Below are 20806 nucleotides of genomic sequence, written 5' to 3' on the forward strand. Positions count from 1 at the left end.
GCCAGTTTTTGTTGGAGAGTTTGATCCTGGCTCAGGACGAACGCTGGCGGCGTGCTTAACACATGCAAGTCGAGCGGTAAGGCCCTTCGGGGTACACGAGCGGCGAACGGGTGAGTAACACGTGGGTGACCTGCCCTCAGCTCTGGGATAAGCCTGGGAAACCGGGTCTAATACCGGATAGGACCTGGTCTTGCATGAGATCGGGTGGAAAGTTTTTTCGGCTGGGGATGGGCCCGCGGCCTATCAGCTTGTTGGTGGGGTGATGGCCTACCAAGGCGACGACGGGTAGCCGGCCTGAGAGGGCGACCGGCCACACTGGGACTGAGACACGGCCCAGACTCCTACGGGAGGCAGCAGTGGGGAATATTGCGCAATGGGCGGAAGCCTGACGCAGCGACGCCGCGTGGGGGATGACGGCCTTCGGGTTGTAAACCTCTTTCGACCGGGACGAAGCGGAAGTGACGGTACCTGGATAAGAAGCACCGGCCAACTACGTGCCAGCAGCCGCGGTAACACGTAGGGTGCGAGCGTTGTCCGGAATTATTGGGCGTAAAGAGCTCGTAGGCGGTGTGTCGCGTCGGCCGTGAAAACCTGGGGCTTAACTCTGGGCTTGCGGTCGATACGGGCATCACTGGAGTTCGGCAGGGGAGACTGGAATTCCTGGTGTAGCGGTGAAATGCGCAGATATCAGGAGGAACACCGGTGGCGAAGGCGGGTCTCTGGGCCGATACTGACGCTGAGGAGCGAAAGCGTGGGGAGCGAACAGGATTAGATACCCTGGTAGTCCACGCCGTAAACGTTGGGCGCTAGGTGTGGGGGCCATTCCACGGTCTCTGTGCCGCAGCTAACGCATTAAGCGCCCCGCCTGGGGAGTACGGCCGCAAGGCTAAAACTCAAAGGAATTGACGGGGGCCCGCACAAGCGGCGGAGCATGTGGATTAATTCGATGCAACGCGAAGAACCTTACCTGGGTTTGACATGCACCAGACATCCCTAGAGATAGGGCTTCCCTTGTGGTTGGTGTGCAGGTGGTGCATGGTTGTCGTCAGCTCGTGTCGTGAGATGTTGGGTTAAGTCCCGCAACGAGCGCAACCCTTGTTCCATGTTGCCAGCACGTAGTGGTGGGGACTCATGGGAGACTGCCGGGGTCAACTCGGAGGAAGGTGGGGATGACGTCAAATCATCATGCCCCTTATGTCCAGGGCTTCACACATGCTACAATGGCCGATACAGAGGGTTGCGAGACCGTGAGGTGGAGCGAATCCCTTAAAGTCGGTCTCAGTTCGGATTGGGGTCTGCAACTCGACCCCATGAAGTTGGAGTCGCTAGTAATCGCAGATCAGCAACGCTGCGGTGAATACGTTCCCGGGCCTTGTACACACCGCCCGTCACGTCACGAAAGTTGGTAACACCCGAAGCCGGCGGCCCAACCCCTTGGGGAGGGAGTCGTCGAAGGTGGGACTGGCGATTGGGACGAAGTCGTAACAAGGTAGCCGTACCGGAAGGTGCGGCTGGATCACCTCCTTTCTAAGGAGTCTCACCGNGGTGGGACTGGCGATTGGGACGAAGTCGTAACAAGGTAGCCGTACCGGAAGGTGCGGCTGGATCACCTCCTTTCTAAGGAGTCTCACCGTGTTGGTGGGATGTGGTCGGCAGCTCTTCGGGGTTGTGGTCCCTCCTTATCACTGAATCACCTCGTTTCGGGGTGCTGGGTNAGGCCGGCTCCGGCTGGATGTCCGGTCCTCCTTATCACTGAATCACCTCGTTTCGGGGTGCTGGGTGGAACACGATCGTTCCGGTTCCNACACCCTGGTGGGTGTGGTTCTCGGGCCGCGGCCGGTGCTGGTCGTCCTAACGCTTCCCGGTGTGGGGGTGGTGGGCGGCGTGGGTGCTGGTGTGTGGTTGTGTGTTGAGTGTTGCATAGTGGATGCGAGCANTGGAACACGATCGTTCCGGTTCCGGTATTCGTTGGTATGGTTCGGCACGCTGTTGGGTCCTGAGAGGACACCCTTTGTGGTGTGTTCTTCGGATCGCCCTGCGCGGGGCCGCCTAACGTTCGCCTGGTCGTGGATCGGTGTGGATGGTGGTGTGTCGGGATGCGTGGGTGTGGTTGTGTGTTGAGTGTTGCATAGTGGATGCGAGCATCTTGTTGTGGTCAAGTGTGTAAGGGCACATGGTGGATGCCTGGGCATCAGGAGCCGATGAAGGACGTGGGAGGCCGCGATAGTCCTCGGGGAGTTGTCAACCGAGCTGTGATCCGAGGGTGTCCGAATGGGGAAACCCAGCGCCCGTCATGGGGCGTTACCGTGCGATGAATTCATAGTCGTACGGGGGGAACGTGGGGAAGTGAAACATCTCAGTACCCACAGGAAGAGAAAACAACCGTGATTCCGTGAGTAGTGGCGAGCGAAAGCGGAGGAGGCTAAACCGTGTTCGTGTGAGACCCGGCAGGGGTTGCGGATGCGGTGTCGTGGGTTGTGGTCGTCGGGGTTCTGCCGGACCTCGGATTGTGTGGTTGTGTGTTAGTGGAAGACTTCTGGAAAGGGTCGCCGTAGTGGGTGAGAGCCCCGTACGCGAAAACGCGCAGCGCATGATGGACCGTATACCCGAGTAGCAGCGAGCTCGTGGAATTCGCTGTGAATTTGGCGGGACCACCCGTTAAGCCTAAATACTTCCTGGTGACCGATAGCGGACGAGTACCGTGAGGGAAAGGTGAAAAGTACCCCGGGAGGGGAGTGAAATAGTACCTGAAACCGTGTGCCTACAAGCCGTCAGAGCCTTTCGGGGTGATGGCGTGCCTTTTGAAGAATGAGCCTGCGAGTTATGCTTCGTGGCGAGGTTAACCCGTGTGGGGTAGCCGTAGCGAAAGCGAGTCTGAACAGGGCGTTGGAGTCGCGGGGTGTAGACCCGAAGCGGAGTGATCTACCCATGGCCAGGGTGAAGCGTCGGTAAGACGTCGTGGAGGCCCGAACCCACCAGGGTTGAAAACCTGGGGGATGAGCTGTGGGTAGGGGTGAAAGGCCAATCAAACTCCGTGATAGCTGGTTCTCCCCGAAATGCATTTAGGTGCAGCGTCGTGTGGTGGGTACCGGAGGTAGAGCACTGGATGGCCTAGGGGGCCGACAAGCTTACTGAAGTCAGCCAAACTCCGAATGCCGGTACTGTTAGCGCGGCAGTGAGACTGCGGGGGATAAGCTTCGTAGTCGAGAGGGAAACAGCCCAGATCACCGGCTAAGGCCCCTAAGCGTGCGCTAAGTGGGAAAGGATGTGGGATCGCCGAGACAACCAGGAGGTTGGCTTAGAAGCAGCCACCCTTGAAAGAGTGCGTAATAGCTCACTGGTCAAGTGGTCCTGCGCCGACAATGTAGCGGGGCTCAAGCGCACCGCCGAAGCCGTGGCAATGACACATGCATCCGCCGGAGCCCTGTTTGGGGTGATGGTGTAGTGGTGTTGTTGGGTAGGGGAGCGTCGTGCATCCGGTGAAGCCGCCGAGTGATCGAGTGGTGGAGGGTGTGCGAGTGAGAATGCAGGCATGAGTAGCGAATGCAGAGTGAGAATCTCTGCCGCCGGATGACCAAGGGTTCCTGGGCCAGGTTGTTCCGCCCAGGGTGAGCCGGGACCTAAGGCGAGGCCGACAGGCGTAGTCGATGGACAACGGGTTGATATTCCCGTGCTCGTGATAGTGCGTCCCTGCCGAGGTCGTTGATGCTAACCATCCGAACCCGCCTCCGAGTCCTTCGGGGCGAGGGGGTTTGGGGGAGCGTGGGGCCCGATGCGGTAGTAGGCAAGCGATGGGGTGACGCAGGAGGGTAGCTCCGCCACGCGGTGGTTGTCGTGGTGTAAGCCTGTAGCCCGATTCCCAGGTAAATCCGGGGGTCTGCCTTGGATGGCGGGGGTGAGAGGTGATGCGTAGCCGATTGAGGCGAAGTAGGGTGATCCCATGCTGTCGAGAAAAGCCTCTAGCGAGTGCTGTTGCGGCCCGTACCCGAAACCGACACAGGTGGTCAGGTAGAGAATACCGAGGCGATCGAGTGAACTCTGGTTAAGGAACTCGGCAAAATACCTCCGTAACTTCGGGAGAAGGAGGGCCGGTTGTCTTGAAGCCCCGTGCGGGCTAGGGGCGGCCGGTCGCAGAGACCAGGCCCAAGCGACTGTTTACTAAAAACACAGGTCCGTGCGAAGTCGCAAGACGAGGTATACGGACTGACGCCTGCCCGGTGCTGGAACGTTAAGAGGACCTGTTAGCCCTTCGGGGCGAAGCGGAGAATTTAAGCGCCAGTAAACGGCGGTGGTAACTATAACCATCCTAAGGTAGCGAAATTCCTTGTCGGGTAAGTTCCGACCTGCACGAATGGCGTAACGACTTGGGCGCTGTCTCGACCAGAGACTCGGCGAAATTGCACTACGAGTAAAGATGCTCGTTACGCGCGGCAGGACGGAAAGACCCCGGGACCTTTACTACAGCTTGGTATTGGTGCTCGGTTCGGCTTGTGTAGGATAGGTGGGAGACTGGGAAGCGGTCACGCTAGTGGTCGTGGAGTCGTTGTTGAAATACCACTCTGGTCGAATTGGGTGTCTGAACCTCGGGCCATGATCTGGTTCAGGGACAGTGCCTGGTGGGTAGTTTAACTGGGGCGGTTGCCTCCTAAAGGGTAACGGAGGCGCCCAAAGGTTCCCTCAGCCTGGTTGGCAATCAGGTGTCGAGTGTAAGTGCACAAGGGAGCTTGACTGTGAGACCGACGGGTCGAGCAGGGACGAAAGTCGGGACTAGTGATCCGGCACCTCCTGGTGGAAGGGGTGTCGCTCAACGGATAAAAGGTACCCCGGGGATAACAGGCTGATCTTGCCCAAGAGTCCATATCGACGGCATGGTTTGGCACCTCGATGTCGGCTCGTCGCATCCTGGGGCTGGAGTAGGTCCCAAGGGTTGGGCTGTTCGCCCATTAAAGCGGTACGCGAGCTGGGTTTAGAACGTCGTGAGACAGTTCGGTCCCTATCCGCCGCGCGCGTAGGAGACTTGCGGAAGGCTGTCCCTAGTACGAGAGGACCGGGACGGACGAACCTCTGGTGTGCCAGTTGTACCGCCAGGTGCATGGCTGGTTGGCTATGTTCGGAAGGGATAACCGCTGAAGGCATCTAAGCGGGAAGCTCGTTCCAAGATGAGGTCTCCCACCACCTTGGCGTGGGTAAGGCCCCCAGTAGACGACTGGGTTGATAGGCCAGAGATGGAAGCCCTGTGAGGGGTGGAGTTGACTGGTACTAATAGGCCGAGGGCTTGCCACAACGAGTTGTTCGCATCCACTGTGTGACCCTGAGCACACAACCCTTTCGCCCGCTTCGCGGGTGGGGTGGTTGGTGTTCGACCCTCGGCTGGCCCCGGTTCCGGGGCGGCGCGGGGGGATAGGTGAATAGTGTTGTCGGTGGTCATGGCGGAGGGGGAACGCCCGGTCCCATCCCGAACCCGGAAGCTAAGCCCTCCAGCGCCGATGGTACTGCACTCGCCAGGGTGTGGGAGAGTAGGTCGCCGCCGACATCAAACCTCAAGGGAAAGGCCCCGGAACTACGGTTCCGGGGCCTTTTTCGCGTTCTCGGTCCGGGCCGACCGACCGGCGGCCCTTGCCCCTCACCGGCAACGAGCGAGAGTGCCGTTCGCCGCTGCTCGGGAGGGGATCGTGGTGGCAGGCGGAGGGGATATCAACCTTCATCGAGAAGGGGGATGAGAAAGAAGGCGCGGGGCTCGAGGAGTCGCCCCCTACCAGCTTCCACTGACACTTCTGCCGGATCGTGTGGCGGGTGTCGGCGCTCCATCCTCATCCCCGTGCGGGTGTCCACAGGAATCGCCTTCGCCCCGCCGAGCCCCTCGCGGTGCCAGATGCTTGAGGCACCGGATCGACGAACAACGAGGAGCGAGAACGATGACCGACATCCTGACGACGGTGGTGGGCCGGCTGACGAACACCCCGGTCACCCGGGACCTCGGCGGCGGCCGTGAGGTCGTCTCCTTCCGGATGGCCTGCAACCACGGCTACCTGGACCGGGTGACGGGGCAGTGGAAGGAGTCGTCGACCTCCTACGTGTCCGTCGACATCTGGCGCCGGCACCTGGGGCGCAACGTGCAGGGCTCCTTCGTCAAGGGCGACCCCGTGATGGCGCACGGCCGACTGTACGTCCGGGACTACGAGCAGGAGGGCAGAACGCGTACCGCGGTCACCCTCGTGGCCGACGCGGTCGGCCCCGACCTGAACACGGCGATGGCGGCCGTCACCAGGGTGCGCAGGACGTCGGACGGGAGCCTCGTGGAGGAGGCGGGCCTGCCGATGGCGGAGGCCGACGGCACGCCCCAGGAGGGCGTGCCGCTCGAGCCGCGGCCCGGGCCGGACCACGAGCGGCTCGGGCCGGCGGCCGAGGCCGTACCGGCCGTGAGGGCCTGACCCGAGCGGAACTACCATCGTGGGCGTGGCGGAGTTCATCTACACCATGAAGAACGTGCGCAAGGCGCACGGCGACAAGGTCATCCTCGACAACGCCTCGATCAGCTTCTACCCGGGGGCCAAGATCGGTGTCGTGGGGCCGAACGGCGCCGGCAAGTCGAGCGTGCTGCGGATCATGGCGGGGCTGGACCAGCCCAACAACGGTGAGGCGTACCTGGCGCCCGGGGCGACGGTCGGCATCCTCCAGCAGGAGCCCTCGCTGAACGAGGAGAAGACCGTCCTCGGGAACGTCGAGGAGGGCGTCGGCGAGATCAAGCAGAAGCTCGACCGGTACAACGAGATCGCCGAGCAGATGGCGACCGACTACTCGGACGCGCTGATGGAGGAGATGGGCACCCTCCAGGAGGAGCTCGACCACGCCGACGCCTGGGAGCTCGACTCCCAGCTGGAGCAGGCGATGGACGCGCTGCGGTGCCCGCCCCCGGACGCCGAGGTCAGCCACCTCTCCGGTGGTGAGCGGCGACGGGTCGCACTCTGCAAGCTCCTGCTGTCGAAGCCGGACCTCCTGCTGCTCGACGAGCCGACGAACCACCTCGACGCCGAGAGCGTCCTCTGGCTGGAGCAGTTCCTCAGCTCCTACCCGGGCGCGGTCCTCGCCGTCACCCACGACCGGTACTTCCTCGACAACGTGGCGCAGTGGATCCTCGAGCTGGACCGCGGCCGCACCTTCCCCTACGAGGGCAACTACTCCACCTACCTGGAGAAGAAGGCGGAGCGGCTCGCCGTCCAGGGCAAGAAGGACGCGAAGCTGCAGCGGCGCCTGAAGGAGGAGCTGGCCTGGGTCCGCTCGAACCCGAAGGCGCGCCAGGCCAAGAGCCGCTCGCGGCTCGACCGCTACGAGGAGATGGCGGCCGAGGCGGATCGGCACCGCAAGCTGGACTTCGAGGAGATCCAGATCCCGCCGGGCCCGCGGCTCGGGAACACCGTCGTCGAGGTCTCGCACCTGGACAAGGGCTTCGACGGGCGACAGCTGATCAAGGACCTGTCGTTCTCGCTCCCCCGGAACGGCATCGTCGGTGTCATCGGGCCGAACGGAGTCGGCAAGACCACGCTGTTCAAGACGATCGTCGGCCTGGAGAAGCCGGACTCGGGCGACGTGAAGATCGGCGACACGGTGAAGCTGTCGTACGTCGACCAGAACCGGGCCGGCATCGACCCCAAGAAGAACGTGTGGGAGGTCGTCTCCGACGGGCTCGACTACATCCACGTCGGGCAGACGGAGATGCCGTCGCGCGCCTACGTCGCGGCGTTCGGGTTCAAGGGACCGGACCAGCAGAAGCCCGCGGGCGTGCTGTCCGGCGGCGAGCGGAACCGGCTGAACCTGGCGCTCACGCTCAAGCAGGGCGGCAACCTCATCCTGCTCGACGAGCCCACCAACGACCTCGACGTCGAGACCCTGGGGTCGCTGGAGAACGCGCTGGAGCAGTTCCCGGGCTGCGCCGTGGTGATCTCCCACGACCGGTGGTTCCTGGACCGCGTCGTCACCCACATCCTCGCGTGGGAGGGCACGGACGAGAACCCGGCCAGCTGGTTCTGGTTCGAGGGCAACTTCGAGGCGTACGAGAAGAACAAGGTCGAGCGGCTCGGGGCGGAGGCCGCGCGACCGCACCGTGTGACGCACCGTAAGCTGACCCGTGACTGAGAGCTATCACTCTCCGCTGGCCTGAGGTCACGGAGCAGCAGCGGGAGCGACCCCGGAGCCGGGGTGCACGGGAGGGTGCATGTCCGAAGTGGTCCGGCACGACGGGGACCAGATCTCCGGGGCGGCGATGATCGACGTCGCCGCGTCGCTGCGGTGGAGCAGGCCGGATCTCACGGCTGATCTCGCGGGGTACGTCGCCGAGGCCGCGCGCTCCGGCGACCCGGCCCTGTGGCTCAGCGGGCTCGGGTGGCGGGTGCACGGGACCGCCGCCGTCGGCGACGGCCGGGCGGCGGTCGTCGACGCGCTCGCGGCGGTGGCCGCGTCGGAGCTCGATCCCGCCGGTCCGGCGGGATCCCGCCTGGTCGTCGAGGTCGCCTCCGCCTGCCGGGACAACGGCGACTCCGCTCTCGCCCGGCGCCTCGCGCAGGCCGTCCTGGAGCGGGCGGAGTCCCCGGAGACCCGCGTCGACGCCCGCCTCGTCCTCCTCCGGTGCGCCGGCGCCGAGGGGGAGGCGGCCGTGCGCACCCTGCTCGACGAGGCCCGGGCGGAGGCCCGCGCCCTGCCGGGTCCCACGTTCGCGGCGGCCGTGGCACTCGCCCGGGCGGCGCTCGCGCGCGAGGGCGGACGTACGGCAGAGGCCGCGGAGGCCGCTGCCGAGGGGCTGCGGATGCTCGGGGTCGCCGACGATGCGGCAACCCGGTCGGTGGCCCCCCATCTGGTCGACGCGCTCACCGCACAGCGACTGGGCGCCCTGCTCGAGGCCCGGCGGTCCGCGGAGGCGCGTGCCCTGGCGGTGGCGGTGTCGACCCGCGAGGCGGCGAGGGCCACCCGGCAGGCCGCGCAGCTCCGGCTGGTCGTCGCGCAGGCGACGGCCGACGACGGTGCCGCGGTGGAGCGGGCGTTGTCCCAGGCCGCCGAGTACGCGGCCACGGTCGACTGCCCGGGCCTCGAGGGAGCCTGTCGCGTCGCACTCGGCGAGCTGGCGGAGAAGCAGGGCCGGCTCGACGTCGCCCTGGCCGCGACCCGCGCCGGACTCGAGGCGGAGCACCGTGACGCCGAACGCGGCCGGCGGTTCCGGGAGGTGGTGTCGGCGGCCGCGGACCGCTTGGTCGGGGCCGGCGCGCCGACCGTCCGGCGGGCCGGCGGGAGCGTCGGTGCCTCCACCGGGTCCTCCGGCGGTAGGGCGGCGGCCGCACCCCCCGCGGGGGTCTCGGCGGGTGCGCCGTGGTCGGGTGAGAAGTCGAACGGCGCGGCCCGAACCGCGGGAACGGCCGCGCTCGGCGGCCCGCCCAGCGCGATCGACGCCCTGCTCGGTGGACTCGACGCCGGGATCCTGCCTGCGGCGTGGAGCTCGATCAGCGATCCCTTGGCCGAGCCACGAGCGGCGGAACGGCCGGTGGCGGCGACGACCTCTGGCGAGACAGGCGGTCGGCGGCGTCGAGCCGGGAGCGGGTCCGGCGAGGAGCCGCAGGTGCGGGCGGGCCGGCGGCGGAAGGACGAGCGCGAGGCCGGTGTCGGTGCTCCTGCCGGCAGTGACGATGCGATGTCGACGGGCTCCGGGTACGAGGGGGGTCCTGCCGCGTCGATCGGTACTCGGAACGACGGGGGCCAGGCCGGGCCGAACATCGGCGGCCTCGAGGGACGGGACGGCCGTCGTCGCCGCGCCCCGTCGATCGATCGTGTCGGCGAGGACGGGGCAACCGAGGCAGTGACGGCGGACAGCGCGTGGGATGCGCTGAGCGACGGGCGGGACGGCTCAATCGATGCGGGGCACGAGCCGCTTCGTCGCGCCGGTGCGGACGACGCGACGACGAACGGCCGTCCTGCGGCGCCGCAGTGGGCTCGCGGTCGGGGGAGCAGTGGATGGCGGGCGCTGCTCGACGGTGCCTCGGATGCCGCCCCGTCGTCGGGGGAGCCGGCCGACAAGCGGGACGGGGCCGACACGGAGGACCGGCCCGCGAAGCCGCGCCGGCGGACCATGGCGACGGCGGTCCCGATCGAGGAGCCCGACCCGCGGCACACCGCGTCCTCCGGTGCGCTGCTCGGGGACGCCTTGATTTCCGAGCTGCGGGCCAGGGGTCGGTGGAGCGATGTCAGCGGCTTCGCGGGCGACGATCGGGGGCGTCCGGGCGCCGGTGCGTCCGGCCACGAGGACCGCGCCGGGGAGGCTCAGGAGGGACGTCCCGACGACGTGACCGCCGCTCTCCCCGCCGAGGGACTGGACGGGGGCAGCGAGGAGCCCGTCGAGCGCAGCGCGTCGAATCGTGAGCGTGGCCCGAACATCGCGCAGGACACCGCGGCGAGCGCGGCTGCTGCGGGTCGAGCGGGGCGCGGTGCTCACGAGGGCGCCCCGGACGCGAGCGTATCGAGCACCTCCGCAGAGATCGGTGCGCGCGGTGTCGACCGGCCGGACGGGTCACCTGCTCGCGCTGCGGGCGCGGAGCCGGGGGACGACCCGCAGGGCGTCGGACCGGGTGAGGGCGGACAGCCGCGTTCCCGTCGCTCCGCGAACCGGTTCGCGGAGGAGGGGCGGCCGGGCGCTCGGCGCGTCGCGGACCTTCTCGCCGGGGCGGCAGGCGGGGGGCGTGCTGCACGGCGTCGGGCGCGCGAAGCGGCGCAGGAGCAGCGCCCGTTCGCGCAGGCGCCGACCTCGTCGGCGGTCCCGGAGTCGGGTCAGGCGGCCGGGACGGCGCACGCAGGGGATCCGGACCGGACGAGGGCCTCGCGTACCCGCCCGTCGGACGGCGCGGCGACCCTCCCGCGTGCGGGCGAGCCGGCGCCGTCGAGGGTCCGGGAGCACACAGGGACGTCGTCGCGCGGCACCGGGGGGATGCGTGCGGGATCGACGCCTGCCGACGAGCCGACGTGGTCCGGGGCCACGGAGCGTGCGGTGCACGCCGACGGGGTCGAGCGGCGTGCTGCGGAGCCGGCGCGGGCAGGCGAGTGGGATCGGGCGGACCGGCCGACGCGAGGCGAGAGCGCTCTGCGGGCGGACCGTCCGGTACCGACGGAAGGCGTGACGGGAGCCGGCAGCTCGACGGCGCAGCGAGGCCGCGCCGGGGAGCCGGTGCGGGCGCAGGACCAGGCTCCGACGGCGGAGCGGATCGAGCCCTCGGCCGCTGCCCGCGCGGCGGACGACTGGCTCCGCTCGACGATCGCCGAGCTGGACCGGGTCTGGGGGAAGCCGGACGCGTTGTCGAGTGCTTCGCTCCCGATCGACCGGCCCGAGCCGGTGGCCACGGCCGCCGGCGAGTCCGACCCGGACGCCGTCGGCACGTCCGTGGTGCTCGATCTGATGGACGGAGACCGGCGGGTCGGATCACCGGATGCCGAACGGGTTCTGCGCGGGCTCACCGAGCGGCTGCGCAGGCACCTGCCGAGCCGCGGGCGCGTGCGCACCGAGGACCCGAGCACCCTGCGGATCGACCTGCCGGGGCGGAACCGGGCCGAGACGGCGGCGTGGCTGCACCCCGTGCTGCGGGACCTGGCGGCGAGTGTGGACGTCGGCGGAGAGCTTCGGGGGGCCCGGCTGCGGGGCACCGTGCACGGCACGGACGGTGCCACCGGGGTCCAGCTGATCCAGGACTTCGCGCCGCCGGGAACGGGGGCGGAGCGCTCGGCGGGCGTCCGGTCCTCCTCCGGCGCGTTCCGGCTCGAGGACCTGGCCGTTCGGCCCGGCAGCGGTGGCCGGCGGCACCGGCGGGCCGCGGAGTCCGCCGAGGCCCGCGGCACCGCGGAGGGCGAGGACGACCGGGGCAGCGGAGCGGGCTTCGGGCCCCGCGGAACGGACCCCCTCGCCCCGACGAGCGGCGCCGCGAACGGCGCCGTGGCAGTGGGACGCACCCTCGGCGACGCGGGCGATCAGGCGGCCACGACGGGCCGAGGCGGGTCCGACGGCGGCTCCGCCGAGGGGGCGTCGCGCGAGGCCGGCAGTGCGAGCGGAAGGAAGAGCACCGCTCCCGAGGGAGCGTCGCGCGGGCGCGGGGGTGTGAGCGGAACGAAGAGCACCGCGTCCGAGGGAGCGCCCGAGGACACCGACCGGGAGCGCGACGCGGAGGCGCCGGCGGGGGCGCCGACCGAGTCCCTGGGCCTCGGCGATCTGCTCGCCGGCGCGATGGCGGTCTACCGCGGGCTCTGACGAGCCCGCGGCCTACGCGAGCGTGGACGAGCCCACCACCAGCCCCTGCACAGGGCCGCGCCGGGGTGTGCAGTGTCGGGCGCGGCCTCGGGAGACCCCGTCGCCGACGAGCGTCCGCGGCCGACCTCTCACCCGTCGCGATCGGCCGCTCACTGAGCGCGAGCGTGTGCCGTTCGGGTTCGCGGTGCGATCATCCCTTCGGGGGCTAGGGTGGGCGCCGCACCGAGCAACCCTCGCAAGACCCGGAGTCGCCGAGAATGAGCCGGACCCGTGAGCAGACGACCGCCGCGGAGCCGGCCGCCGCCGAGCTGGACGGCCTCACCGCCCTGTACGGGCGCCACGCCCCGGCGGACGGGGCGCCGGTCCAGGGCGACCGTCCCGAGCTGCCCCCGCTGAGCGAGGTGGCCGCCGAGCAGCGGGCCCTGGCCACGCGTCGGCTGGTCGGCGAGCCGCTGGTCCGCGTCGAGGGGGCGGCCGTCCGGATCGTCACCGACGACATGCCCTACCTGGTCGGCTCGACCCTCGCCGCGGTGTCGCGCGCCGGAGCGGAGGTGCGGCGGCTGCTGCATCCGATCGTGGTGGTGCGCCGCGACGTCGCCGGGCAGTTGCAGGAGGTCCTGCCCGACGCCGACCCCGCCGACCCGCCGCGGGGCACGCTCGCCGAGTCCTGGATGCGCCTGGACCTGAGCGGGGCGGTCGACCCGGACCTCCTGACCGAGGAGCTGAGGGACGCACTGCACGACGTCCGCGAGATCGTCGAGGACGGCGACCGCATGGAGCGCCGCATCCAGACGCTCGCCGACGAGCTGCTCGCCGAGGAGCTGGTGCCCCGCGGCGTGCGCACGGACCGCGGATCGGAGCGGCACGAGGTCGCGCAGTTCCTCCGCTGGCTCGCCGACGGCCATTTCACCTTCCTCGGCTACCGCCACTACCGCCTCGACGGCGATCGGCTGCGGCCCGAGCTCGCCTCCGGGCTGGGGGTCCTGCGCCGCGACACCCTGGACAACGGCGCCTTCGTGCCCGACGGCGGCAGGACGGACCGCGCCGAGGAGCTGCTGATCCTCACCCGGGCCGGCGTGCGCAGCCGGGTGCTGCGCCCACTGCACCCCTGCTACGTGGGTCTGCGGACCTTCGACCAGGACGGCGGGCCCACCGGCGAGCACCGCTTCCTGGGCATGCTCACGGTCCCGGGGATGTACGAGAGCGTGCTGGACATCCCGGTCGTCGCGCGCCGGACGCGCCACGCGATCCGGCGGGCGGGCTTCCCGCTGGAGTCCTACTCCGGCCAGCAGATGCTCGAGGTGATCTCCGGGCTGCCGCGCGAGGAGCTGCTCAGCGCGACCACGGAGTTCCTGCACGACGTCGCGGTCGGCGTCCTCGGGCTGGCCGGCCGGCGGGGGGTACGGGTGTTCCTGCGCCGTGACCCGCACCACCGGTTCGTCTCCTGCCTGGTCTACGTGCCGCGCGACCGCTACACCACCACGAGCCGGCTCGCGATGGCCGAGGTCCTGCGCGAGCGGCTGCGCGGCAGCAGCGTCGACTACACCGCGCGCGTGACCGAGGCCCCGTACGCGCAGGTGCACTTCACCGTGCAGACGGATCCCGCGGACCCGCCGGCCGACCCGGACCCGCAGGAGCTCACGGACGAGCTCACCGATGCCATCCGGACGTGGGACGACCGGCTCGTCGACCGGCTGGGCCCGGCCACGGTCACGGTGCCCGGGCTGCTGGCCGGCATCCCGGACTCGTACAAGGCCGGCGTCGCGCCGGAACGCGCGGTGGAGGACCTGAAGCGGATCCTGGGGCTGGCCGAGGGCGGGTTCGACGTCCGGCTGCACCACGAGGAGGGCGAGCGGCGGCTGGCCATCTACCTGGACGAACCGGTGTCGCTCACCCGGATCCTGCCCGTGCTGCAGCACCTGGGCGTGGAGGTCGTGGACGAGCACCCGTCGGAGTTCGTCCGCCCGGACGGCCGGCGGTGCTGGCTCTACGACTTCGGGCTGCGCATCGACGCGAGCGACGCCGGCGATCCCGCCGACCCCGCGCTCGCCGGCCGGGACGAGGCCGCGCTCGACCGGGACTTCTGCGCGGCCTTCCGCGCCACCTGGGGCGGCGAGGCCGAGGCGGACCGGTTCTCCGCGCTGGTGCTGCACGCCGGCCTGCACTGGCGGGAGGCGGCGCTGCTGCGCGCCTACGCCCGCTACTCCCGCCAGGTCGGCAGCACCTTCGGGGTGCAGTACATGGCGGACACGCTGCTGGCCCAGCCCGCCGTCGCGCGCGGGCTGGTGAAGCTCTTCCGGGCCCGCTTCGACCCGGCCGAGGACAACCGGGCGAAGGTCACCGAGGAGGCGCTGACCGAGGTCACCGCGCTGATCGACCAGGTCACCGGCCTCGACGCGGACCGCATCCTGCGCGGGTTCCTGGCGATGATCGTCGCGACGCTGCGCACGAACTGGTTCCGCGACCGCGCCTTCACGTCGTTCAAGATCGACCCGGCCGCGGTGCCGGAGATGCCCGCGCCCCGGCCCCGGTTCGAGATCTTCGTGTACTCGCCGCGGATGGAGGGCGTGCACCTGCGGTTCGGCCCGGTCGCCCGCGGCGGGTTGCGCTGGTCGGACCGCCCGCAAGACTTCCGCACCGAGATCCTCGGCCTGGTCAAGGCGCAGATGGTGAAGAACGCCGTGATCGTGCCCGTGGGAGCCAAGGGCGGTTTCGTCGTCCGCGCCGCCCGTCCGGACCCGGCGGAGGTCGAGGCCTGCTACCGGCTGTTCATCTCCGGGCTGCTCGACCTCACCGACAACCTGGTGCGCGGGGAGACGGTGCCGCCGCCGGACGTGGTCTGCCACGACGGCGAGGACTCCTACCTGGTCGTGGCCGCCGACAAGGGCACCGCGCGGTTCTCCGACGTCGCCAACGAGGTCGCGGCGAGCTACGGCTTCTGGCTCGGCGACGCGTTCGCCTCCGGCGGCTCCGTCGGCTACGACCACAAGGCCATGGGTATCACCGCCCGCGGGGCGTGGGAGAGCGTCAAACGGCACTTCTCCGAGCTCGGCGTGGACACCCAGACCCAGGACTTCACCGTCGTCGGGGTCGGGGACATGTCCGGCGACGTGTTCGGCAACGGGATGCTGCTCTCGGAGCACATCCGCCTCGTGGCCGCCTTCGACCACCGGCACGTGTTCGTCGACCCGGACCCGGACGCCGCCCGCGGGTACGCCGAGCGCCGCCGGCTGTTCGACCTGCCCCGCTCCTCGTGGGACGACTACGACCGCTCGGTCATCAGCCCGGGCGGCGGGGTGTGGCCGCGCACGGCGAAGGCGGTGCCGGTCGGCCCCGAGATGCGGGCGGCGCTGGGCCTGCCCGAGCACGTGGTCAAGCTCAGCCCGCCCGAGCTGATCCGGGCGATCCTGCTCGCGCCGGCCGACCTGCTGTGGAACGGCGGCATCGGCACCTACGTCAAGGCCTCCACCGAGGCGCACGCCGACGCCGGGGACAAGGCCAACGACGCCATCCGGGTCGACGGCCGGGAGCTGCGGGTCAAGGTCGTCGGCGAGGGCGGCAACCTCGGGCTGACGCAGCGCGGCCGGATCGAGTACGCCCGCCACGGCGGACGGATCAACACCGACGCGATCGACAACTCCGCCGGCGTGGACTGCTCCGACCACGAGGTCAACATCAAAGTCCTGCTGGACCGGCTGGTGACGATCGGCGAGCTGGACCGCCCGGGGCGCGACGCGCTGCTGGCCGAGATGACCGACGAGGTCGCCTCCCTCGTCCTGGCCGACAACACCGACCAGAACGCCGTGCTCGGCGTCTCCCGCTCCCACTCCGGGGAGATGGCCAACGTGCACGCCCGGGTCGTCGCGGACCTGCAGGAGCGCACCGGGCTGGACCGCGACCTGGAGGTCCTGCCCACCCCGGCCGGCTTCCAGGCCCTCGAACGGTCCGGGGAGGGGCTGACCGGACCGGAGCTCTCGACGCTGCTCGCGCACGTCAAGCTGGACCTCAAGCGCCGGCTGCTCGACAGCGACCTGCTGGAGGGCGCGGCGTTCGCGCCGCGGCTGCCGGAGTACTTCCCGCACCCGCTGCGCGAACGGTTCCCCGAGGCGATCCGCCGCCACCCCCTGCACCGCGAGATCCTCTGCACGCTGCTGGTCAACGAGATGGTCGACGGCGCCGGCATCACGTTCGCCTTCCGGCTGGGCGAGGAGACCGCCGCCGGGCCCTCCGACGCCGTGCGCGCCTACGCCGTCGCCACCGGGGTGTACGCGCTGCGAGCGCACTGGCGGGAGATCCGCCACGCGGGCCTGCCGGTCGAGGTGGCCGACCGGCTGGTCCTGGAGTCGCGCCGGCTGCTCGACCGGGCCTCGCGCTGGTTCCTCACCAACCGGCCCCAGCCGCTGGCCGTCGGCGCCGAGGCCGCGCGCTTCGCCGGGCTGGTGCGGACGCTGCGTCGCCGGCTGCCCGAGCTGCTGGCGGGCCGGGAGCAGGAGATCGTCCGCACGCGGATCGCCACGCTGCTCGACGAGGGCGTGCCCGGGACCCTGGCCCGGCGCGCGGCGACCACGGTGCACGGCTTCGGGCTGCTCGACGTCGTCGAGCTGGTCGAGCTGTCCGAGCGCGACGGCGAGCCGCGGGACCCGGAGGAGGTGGCGCGCACGTACTTCGCGCTGAGCGACCACCTCGGCATCGACGTGGCGCTGACCTCGGTGAGCGCGCTGCCGCGCGGCGACCGCTGGCACCAGCTCGCGCGACTCGCGCTGCGCGACGACCTCTACGGCTCGCTGCGCTCGATCACCCTGGACGCGCTGCGCGAGGCCGCGCCGGGTACCCCGCTGCCGGAGACGATCGCCCAGTGGGAGCGGGCGAACGCCTCGAAGCTGGTCCGGGCCCGTGCGGCGCTGCAGGAGATCGCCGTGGCCGGGGAGCTCGACCTCGCCACGCTGTCGGTGGTCTCGCGGCAGCTGCGGGGGCTCGCGCGGTAGCCACCGGTCGTTGCGGGAGCGATGAGTTCCGGCCGCGCGGCCGGTCCGCCCTGACGTGACGACGTTCCTGCTGCTGCCCGGCGCGGGCGGCGAGGCCTGGTACTGGCACCGCGTGGTCCCGGAGCTGGCGGCGCGCGGCCACGAGCCGGTCGCCGTCGACCTGCCGGGCGACGACGAGACGGCGGGCTGGGCGGAGTACACCGCCCTCGCCCTCCAGGCCCTCGGCGACCGGCCCGACCCGGTCGTCGTCGGGCAGTCGATGGGGGCCTACACCGCGGCGCTGGTGTGCGCGGCGGTGACGGCGCGGCGGCTGGTGCTGGTCAACCCGATGATCCCGGCGCCGGGGGAGAGCGCCGGGGCGTGGTGGGAGGCCACCCGGCAGGCGGAGGCCCGCGCCGAGGCGGGCTACGAGGGGTTCGACCTCGAGCGGGACTTCCTGCACGACATCCCCGCCGACCTGCGTACGGAGCTCGCCCGCGGCGGCCGGAACCAGTCCGACCGCTCCTTCGCCGAGGCGTTCCCGCTCGAGGCGTGGCCGGAGGTCCCGACCACCGTGCTCGCCGGCGCCGAGGACCGCCTGTTCCCCCTGCCCTTCCAACGCCGGGTGGCCCGCGAGCGGCTCGGGCTCGATGTCGTCGCAGTACCGGGCGGGCACCTCAACGCGCTGTCGTACCCCGTCGAGGTGGCGGAGGCACTGGTGGAGGCGCTGGTCCCGGCCGCGTAGCCGGGTGAGAGGGTGGGCCCGTGGCCCGCTACGTCGCCCAGGTCCCGCTGCGCTGGACCGACCAGGACTCCTACCGGCACCTGAACCACGCCCGGGCGGTCACGCTCCTCGAGGAGGCGCGCATCGACCTCATGTTCACCGCGGCGGGGGCGGAGGGCGTGGACAGTTTCGCCGCCGGGCTGCTGGTGGCCGGGTTGGGCGTGGAGTACCGCCGGCAGATCCCGTACCGGGCGCACGACCTGCGGGTGGAGATGACGGTGCGGGACGTGCGGGCGGCGTCGTTCACGATCGACTACGTGATGCGGGCCGGGCCGGCGGAGTCCGACCCGGTCGCGATCGAGGCCGAGACCCGGATGGCGTTGTTCGACCTGGAGGGGCAGCGGCCGCGGCGGCTGACGGCCGAGGAGCGGGCCTTCCTGCTGCGCTGGGCGCCGGAGGAGACCGGCACGGGGCGTACGGAGGCCGTGTCGTGAGCCTGCGGTTCGCCGACGCGTCCGAACGCGCGGACCTCGGCGCCTTCACCGCTCGCCTGGTCCGCCTCGACCAGTCGGCGCCGGTGCGCCTGCGGGCCGTCCGCGGCCGGGTGACGGCGTGGGCGCCGACCCCGTTCGAGGCGCTCGCGACCCGCTCGGTCGCCGCCGAGATGGAGCCCGACGACGTCACCGTGCAGGGCTCGTCGCTGCTCACCGCGCTGGCCGTGGACCGGTCCGCGGAGGTGGACCTGGGCCCGGTTACCGGGTTCTGGACGGGCACGCTGCCGCCGGACGAGGGCTGGACGCGGCTGGAGGACGTGCCCGCGCGGGAGCTGGAGGCGCTCACCGAGCGCGGGCTGGCCCTGGCCCGGGAGCACGGCGGGCCGCTGGGTCCGCCCGCCTCGCTGCTCGACCAGACCGTGCTGACGGTCTCCGGCGACGTGCCGGGCAAGGTCCTGGTGCCGATGCGGGCGCTGTTCGCGCTGTCCGGCATGGGGTTCCTCGGCGGCGCGGACACCGGCGCGGGCGAGGGGCCGGAACCGGTGGTGCGCGTGTCGGCGACCGGCTCGTGGATGCGGCTCGACGCGCGCTTCGGCGCCGTGGTGCGGCGGCGGGTGACCGCGTTGCCCCTGCTGACCTGAGCCTCTCCGCAGCTGGTCCGCGAGTGGTGCCCCGTCGGGGCGAACACCCGGGTCAGGCGAGCCAGGCGGCCGTGTCGGGCGGCAGCTCGCCGCACTCGGTGAGCGGGCCGCTGGTGAGCAGGACGTCGCCGGGCGGGAGCGGGACGGCCCGGTCGCCGGCGTTGAGCGCGCACACGAGTGTGGACCCGGTGCGGCGGAAGGCCAGGCAGCCCGCCGGGGCGCCGAACCACTCGACCTGGTCGCCGTGGAAGGCGGGATGGCCTCGGCGCAGCTCGAGGGCGTACCGGAACAGCGAGAGCGTGGAGTCCGGGTCCTCGAGCTGGTCGGCGGCGGTGAGCGCCCCGTACTCCTCGGGCACGGGCAGCCAGGGCGTGCCGGTGGTGAAGCCGTAGCCGGGCGCGCCGCCCTCCCACGGCAGCGGCACCCGGGCGCCGTCGCGGCCGCGGTCGGCGTGCTCCGACTGTTCCCGGGCCGGGTCCCGGCGGGCGTCGGGCGGGGTGGCTTCGGGCGGGGTGGCGTCGGGCGGGGTGGCGTCGGGCGGGGTGGCGTCGGGCAGGCCCAGCTCGTCGCCCTGGTAGACGAACGCGGCTCCGGGCAGGGCCAGCGCGACCAGTGCCATCGCCCGCGCCCGGGCCGGGCCGGGCGCCCCGTCCCGCTCCTCGCCCCCGTACCGGGTGGCCGGGCGGACCAGGTCGTGGTTCGCCAGTGTCCACACCGCCGGCGCGCCGACCGACGTCGCGGCGTCGAGCGTACGGTCGACCGCGGTCCGCACCTGCGCGGCGTCGAAGGCCGCCTCGCGTAGCGCCGGGTGCACGGCGAGGTGCAGCTCGTCGCGGCGGACGTAGCAGGCCCACCGGGCGTCGTCGCGCACCGGGCCGACCTCGCCCACGGCCATCCGGTCCGGATAGTGGTCGAGCACCGCGCGGATCATCCGGTGCACGTCGTGCACCGCGTCCTGGTCGAAGCGCGGGTCGACGAGCGCGTCGGACACGGGGGTCCAGCCGGGCTGGCGCCGGTCGTCGGGCAGCCCTGCGGCCTTGGCCATGCCGTGCGCGACGTCGATCCGCAGCCCGTCGACGCCGCGGTCGCACCAGAACCGCAGCGTCTTCTCCAGCTCCGCCCAGACCTCGGGGTTCTCCCAGTTGAGATCCGGCTGTCCCGGGCCGAACAGGTGCAGGTACCACTCGTCCGGCCGCCTCGTGCCGTCCTCGTCCGTCACCGTGCACCGGGTCCACGCGGGCCCGCCGGACACGCTCTGCCAGTTGTTCGGCGGCCGCTCGCCGCGTTCCCCGCGGCCGGGGTGGAAGTGGTAGCGGGCCCGCTCCGGGCTCCCGGGCGCGGAGGACACGGCTGCCCGGAACCACTCGTGCTGGTCCGAGGTGTGGTTGGGCACCACGTCGACGATCACCCGCAGGCCGTGTGCGTGCGCGTCGGCGATCAGCCCGTCGAGATCGTCGAGGGTGCCGAGCAGCGGGTCGACCTCGCGCGGGTCGGTCACGTCGTAGCCCTGGTCGAGGCCGGGCGAGGGGTCGACCGCGCTCAGCGCGATCGCGTCCACCCCGAGCAGTTCGAGGTACCCGAGCCGGCTGCGGACGCCCGCGAGGTCGCCGACCCCGTCGCCGTCCGAGTCGGCGAAGCTGCGGACGTGGACCTGGTAGACGACGGCCTCCGTCCACCAACGTCCGTCGTGCCGCACGGGGCCCCATCCTGCC

The 20806-nt window shown here is 70.7% G+C and carries 8 protein-coding genes and 3 rRNA genes; 10 read left to right on the plus strand and 1 reads right to left on the minus strand.

What is annotated here, in order from left to right:
- The first annotated feature begins 8 nt into the window (after nucleotides 1–8).
- The 10 genes from ACFQH9_RS07640 (at nucleotide 9) to ACFQH9_RS07685 (ending at nucleotide 19094) form a co-directional block, all read left to right on the plus strand.
- Nucleotides 9–1527, plus strand: a 16S ribosomal RNA gene (locus tag ACFQH9_RS07640).
- Between the two features lie 626 nt (nucleotides 1528–2153).
- Nucleotides 2154–5283 (plus strand): 23S ribosomal RNA (locus ACFQH9_RS07645).
- Nucleotides 5284–5416: 133 nt separating this feature from the next.
- A 5S ribosomal RNA gene (rrf, locus tag ACFQH9_RS07650) occupies nucleotides 5417–5533 on the plus strand.
- Together the 16S, 23S and 5S rRNA genes form the textbook arrangement of a ribosomal RNA operon.
- A 382-nt stretch (nucleotides 5534–5915) precedes the next feature.
- Nucleotides 5916–6431: a single-stranded DNA-binding protein gene (locus tag ACFQH9_RS07655; protein ID WP_379565210.1), complete on the plus strand. Its 516-nt coding sequence runs from the start codon at nucleotides 5916–5918 to the stop codon at nucleotides 6429–6431.
- A 25-nt stretch (nucleotides 6432–6456) separates the two neighbouring features.
- Nucleotides 6457–8133: an energy-dependent translational throttle protein EttA gene (gene ettA, locus ACFQH9_RS07660; protein WP_379565211.1), complete on the plus strand. Its 1677-nt coding sequence runs from the start codon at nucleotides 6457–6459 to the stop codon at nucleotides 8131–8133.
- Nucleotides 8134–8212: 79 nt separating this feature from the next.
- On the plus strand, nucleotides 8213–12271 hold the full coding sequence (locus tag ACFQH9_RS07665; RefSeq protein ID WP_379565212.1) for a hypothetical protein: 4059 nt from the start codon (nucleotides 8213–8215) through the stop codon (nucleotides 12269–12271).
- 257 nt (nucleotides 12272–12528) lie between these two features.
- Nucleotides 12529–17256, plus strand: a complete 4728-nt coding sequence (locus ACFQH9_RS07670; RefSeq protein ID WP_379565213.1) for an NAD-glutamate dehydrogenase — start codon at nucleotides 12529–12531, stop codon at nucleotides 17254–17256.
- A 55-nt stretch (nucleotides 17257–17311) separates the two neighbouring features.
- Nucleotides 17312–17980, plus strand: a complete 669-nt coding sequence (locus ACFQH9_RS07675) for an alpha/beta fold hydrolase (protein ID WP_379565214.1) — start codon at nucleotides 17312–17314, stop codon at nucleotides 17978–17980.
- Between the two features lie 20 nt (nucleotides 17981–18000).
- Entirely contained in the window at nucleotides 18001–18453 is a 453-nt protein-coding gene (locus ACFQH9_RS07680; RefSeq protein ID WP_379565215.1) for an acyl-CoA thioesterase, read from the plus strand.
- Nucleotides 18450–19094: a DUF8185 domain-containing protein gene (locus ACFQH9_RS07685; RefSeq protein WP_379565216.1), complete on the plus strand. Its 645-nt coding sequence runs from the start codon at nucleotides 18450–18452 to the stop codon at nucleotides 19092–19094. The genes ACFQH9_RS07680 and ACFQH9_RS07685 overlap by 4 nt, the downstream gene beginning before the upstream one ends.
- Nucleotides 19095–19146: 52 nt before the next feature.
- On the opposite strand, the gene ACFQH9_RS07690 is transcribed toward ACFQH9_RS07685, so the two are convergent.
- Nucleotides 19147–20790, minus strand: coding sequence for an alpha-amylase family glycosyl hydrolase (locus ACFQH9_RS07690; protein ID WP_379565217.1), 1644 nt, complete (start codon nucleotides 20788–20790; stop codon nucleotides 19147–19149).
- Nucleotides 20791–20806: the final 16 nt, after the last annotated feature.

Origin of the sequence: Pseudonocardia lutea, assembly GCF_042658055.1 — a bacterium.
Lineage (GTDB): Bacteria > Actinomycetota > Actinomycetes > Mycobacteriales > Pseudonocardiaceae > Pseudonocardia > Pseudonocardia lutea.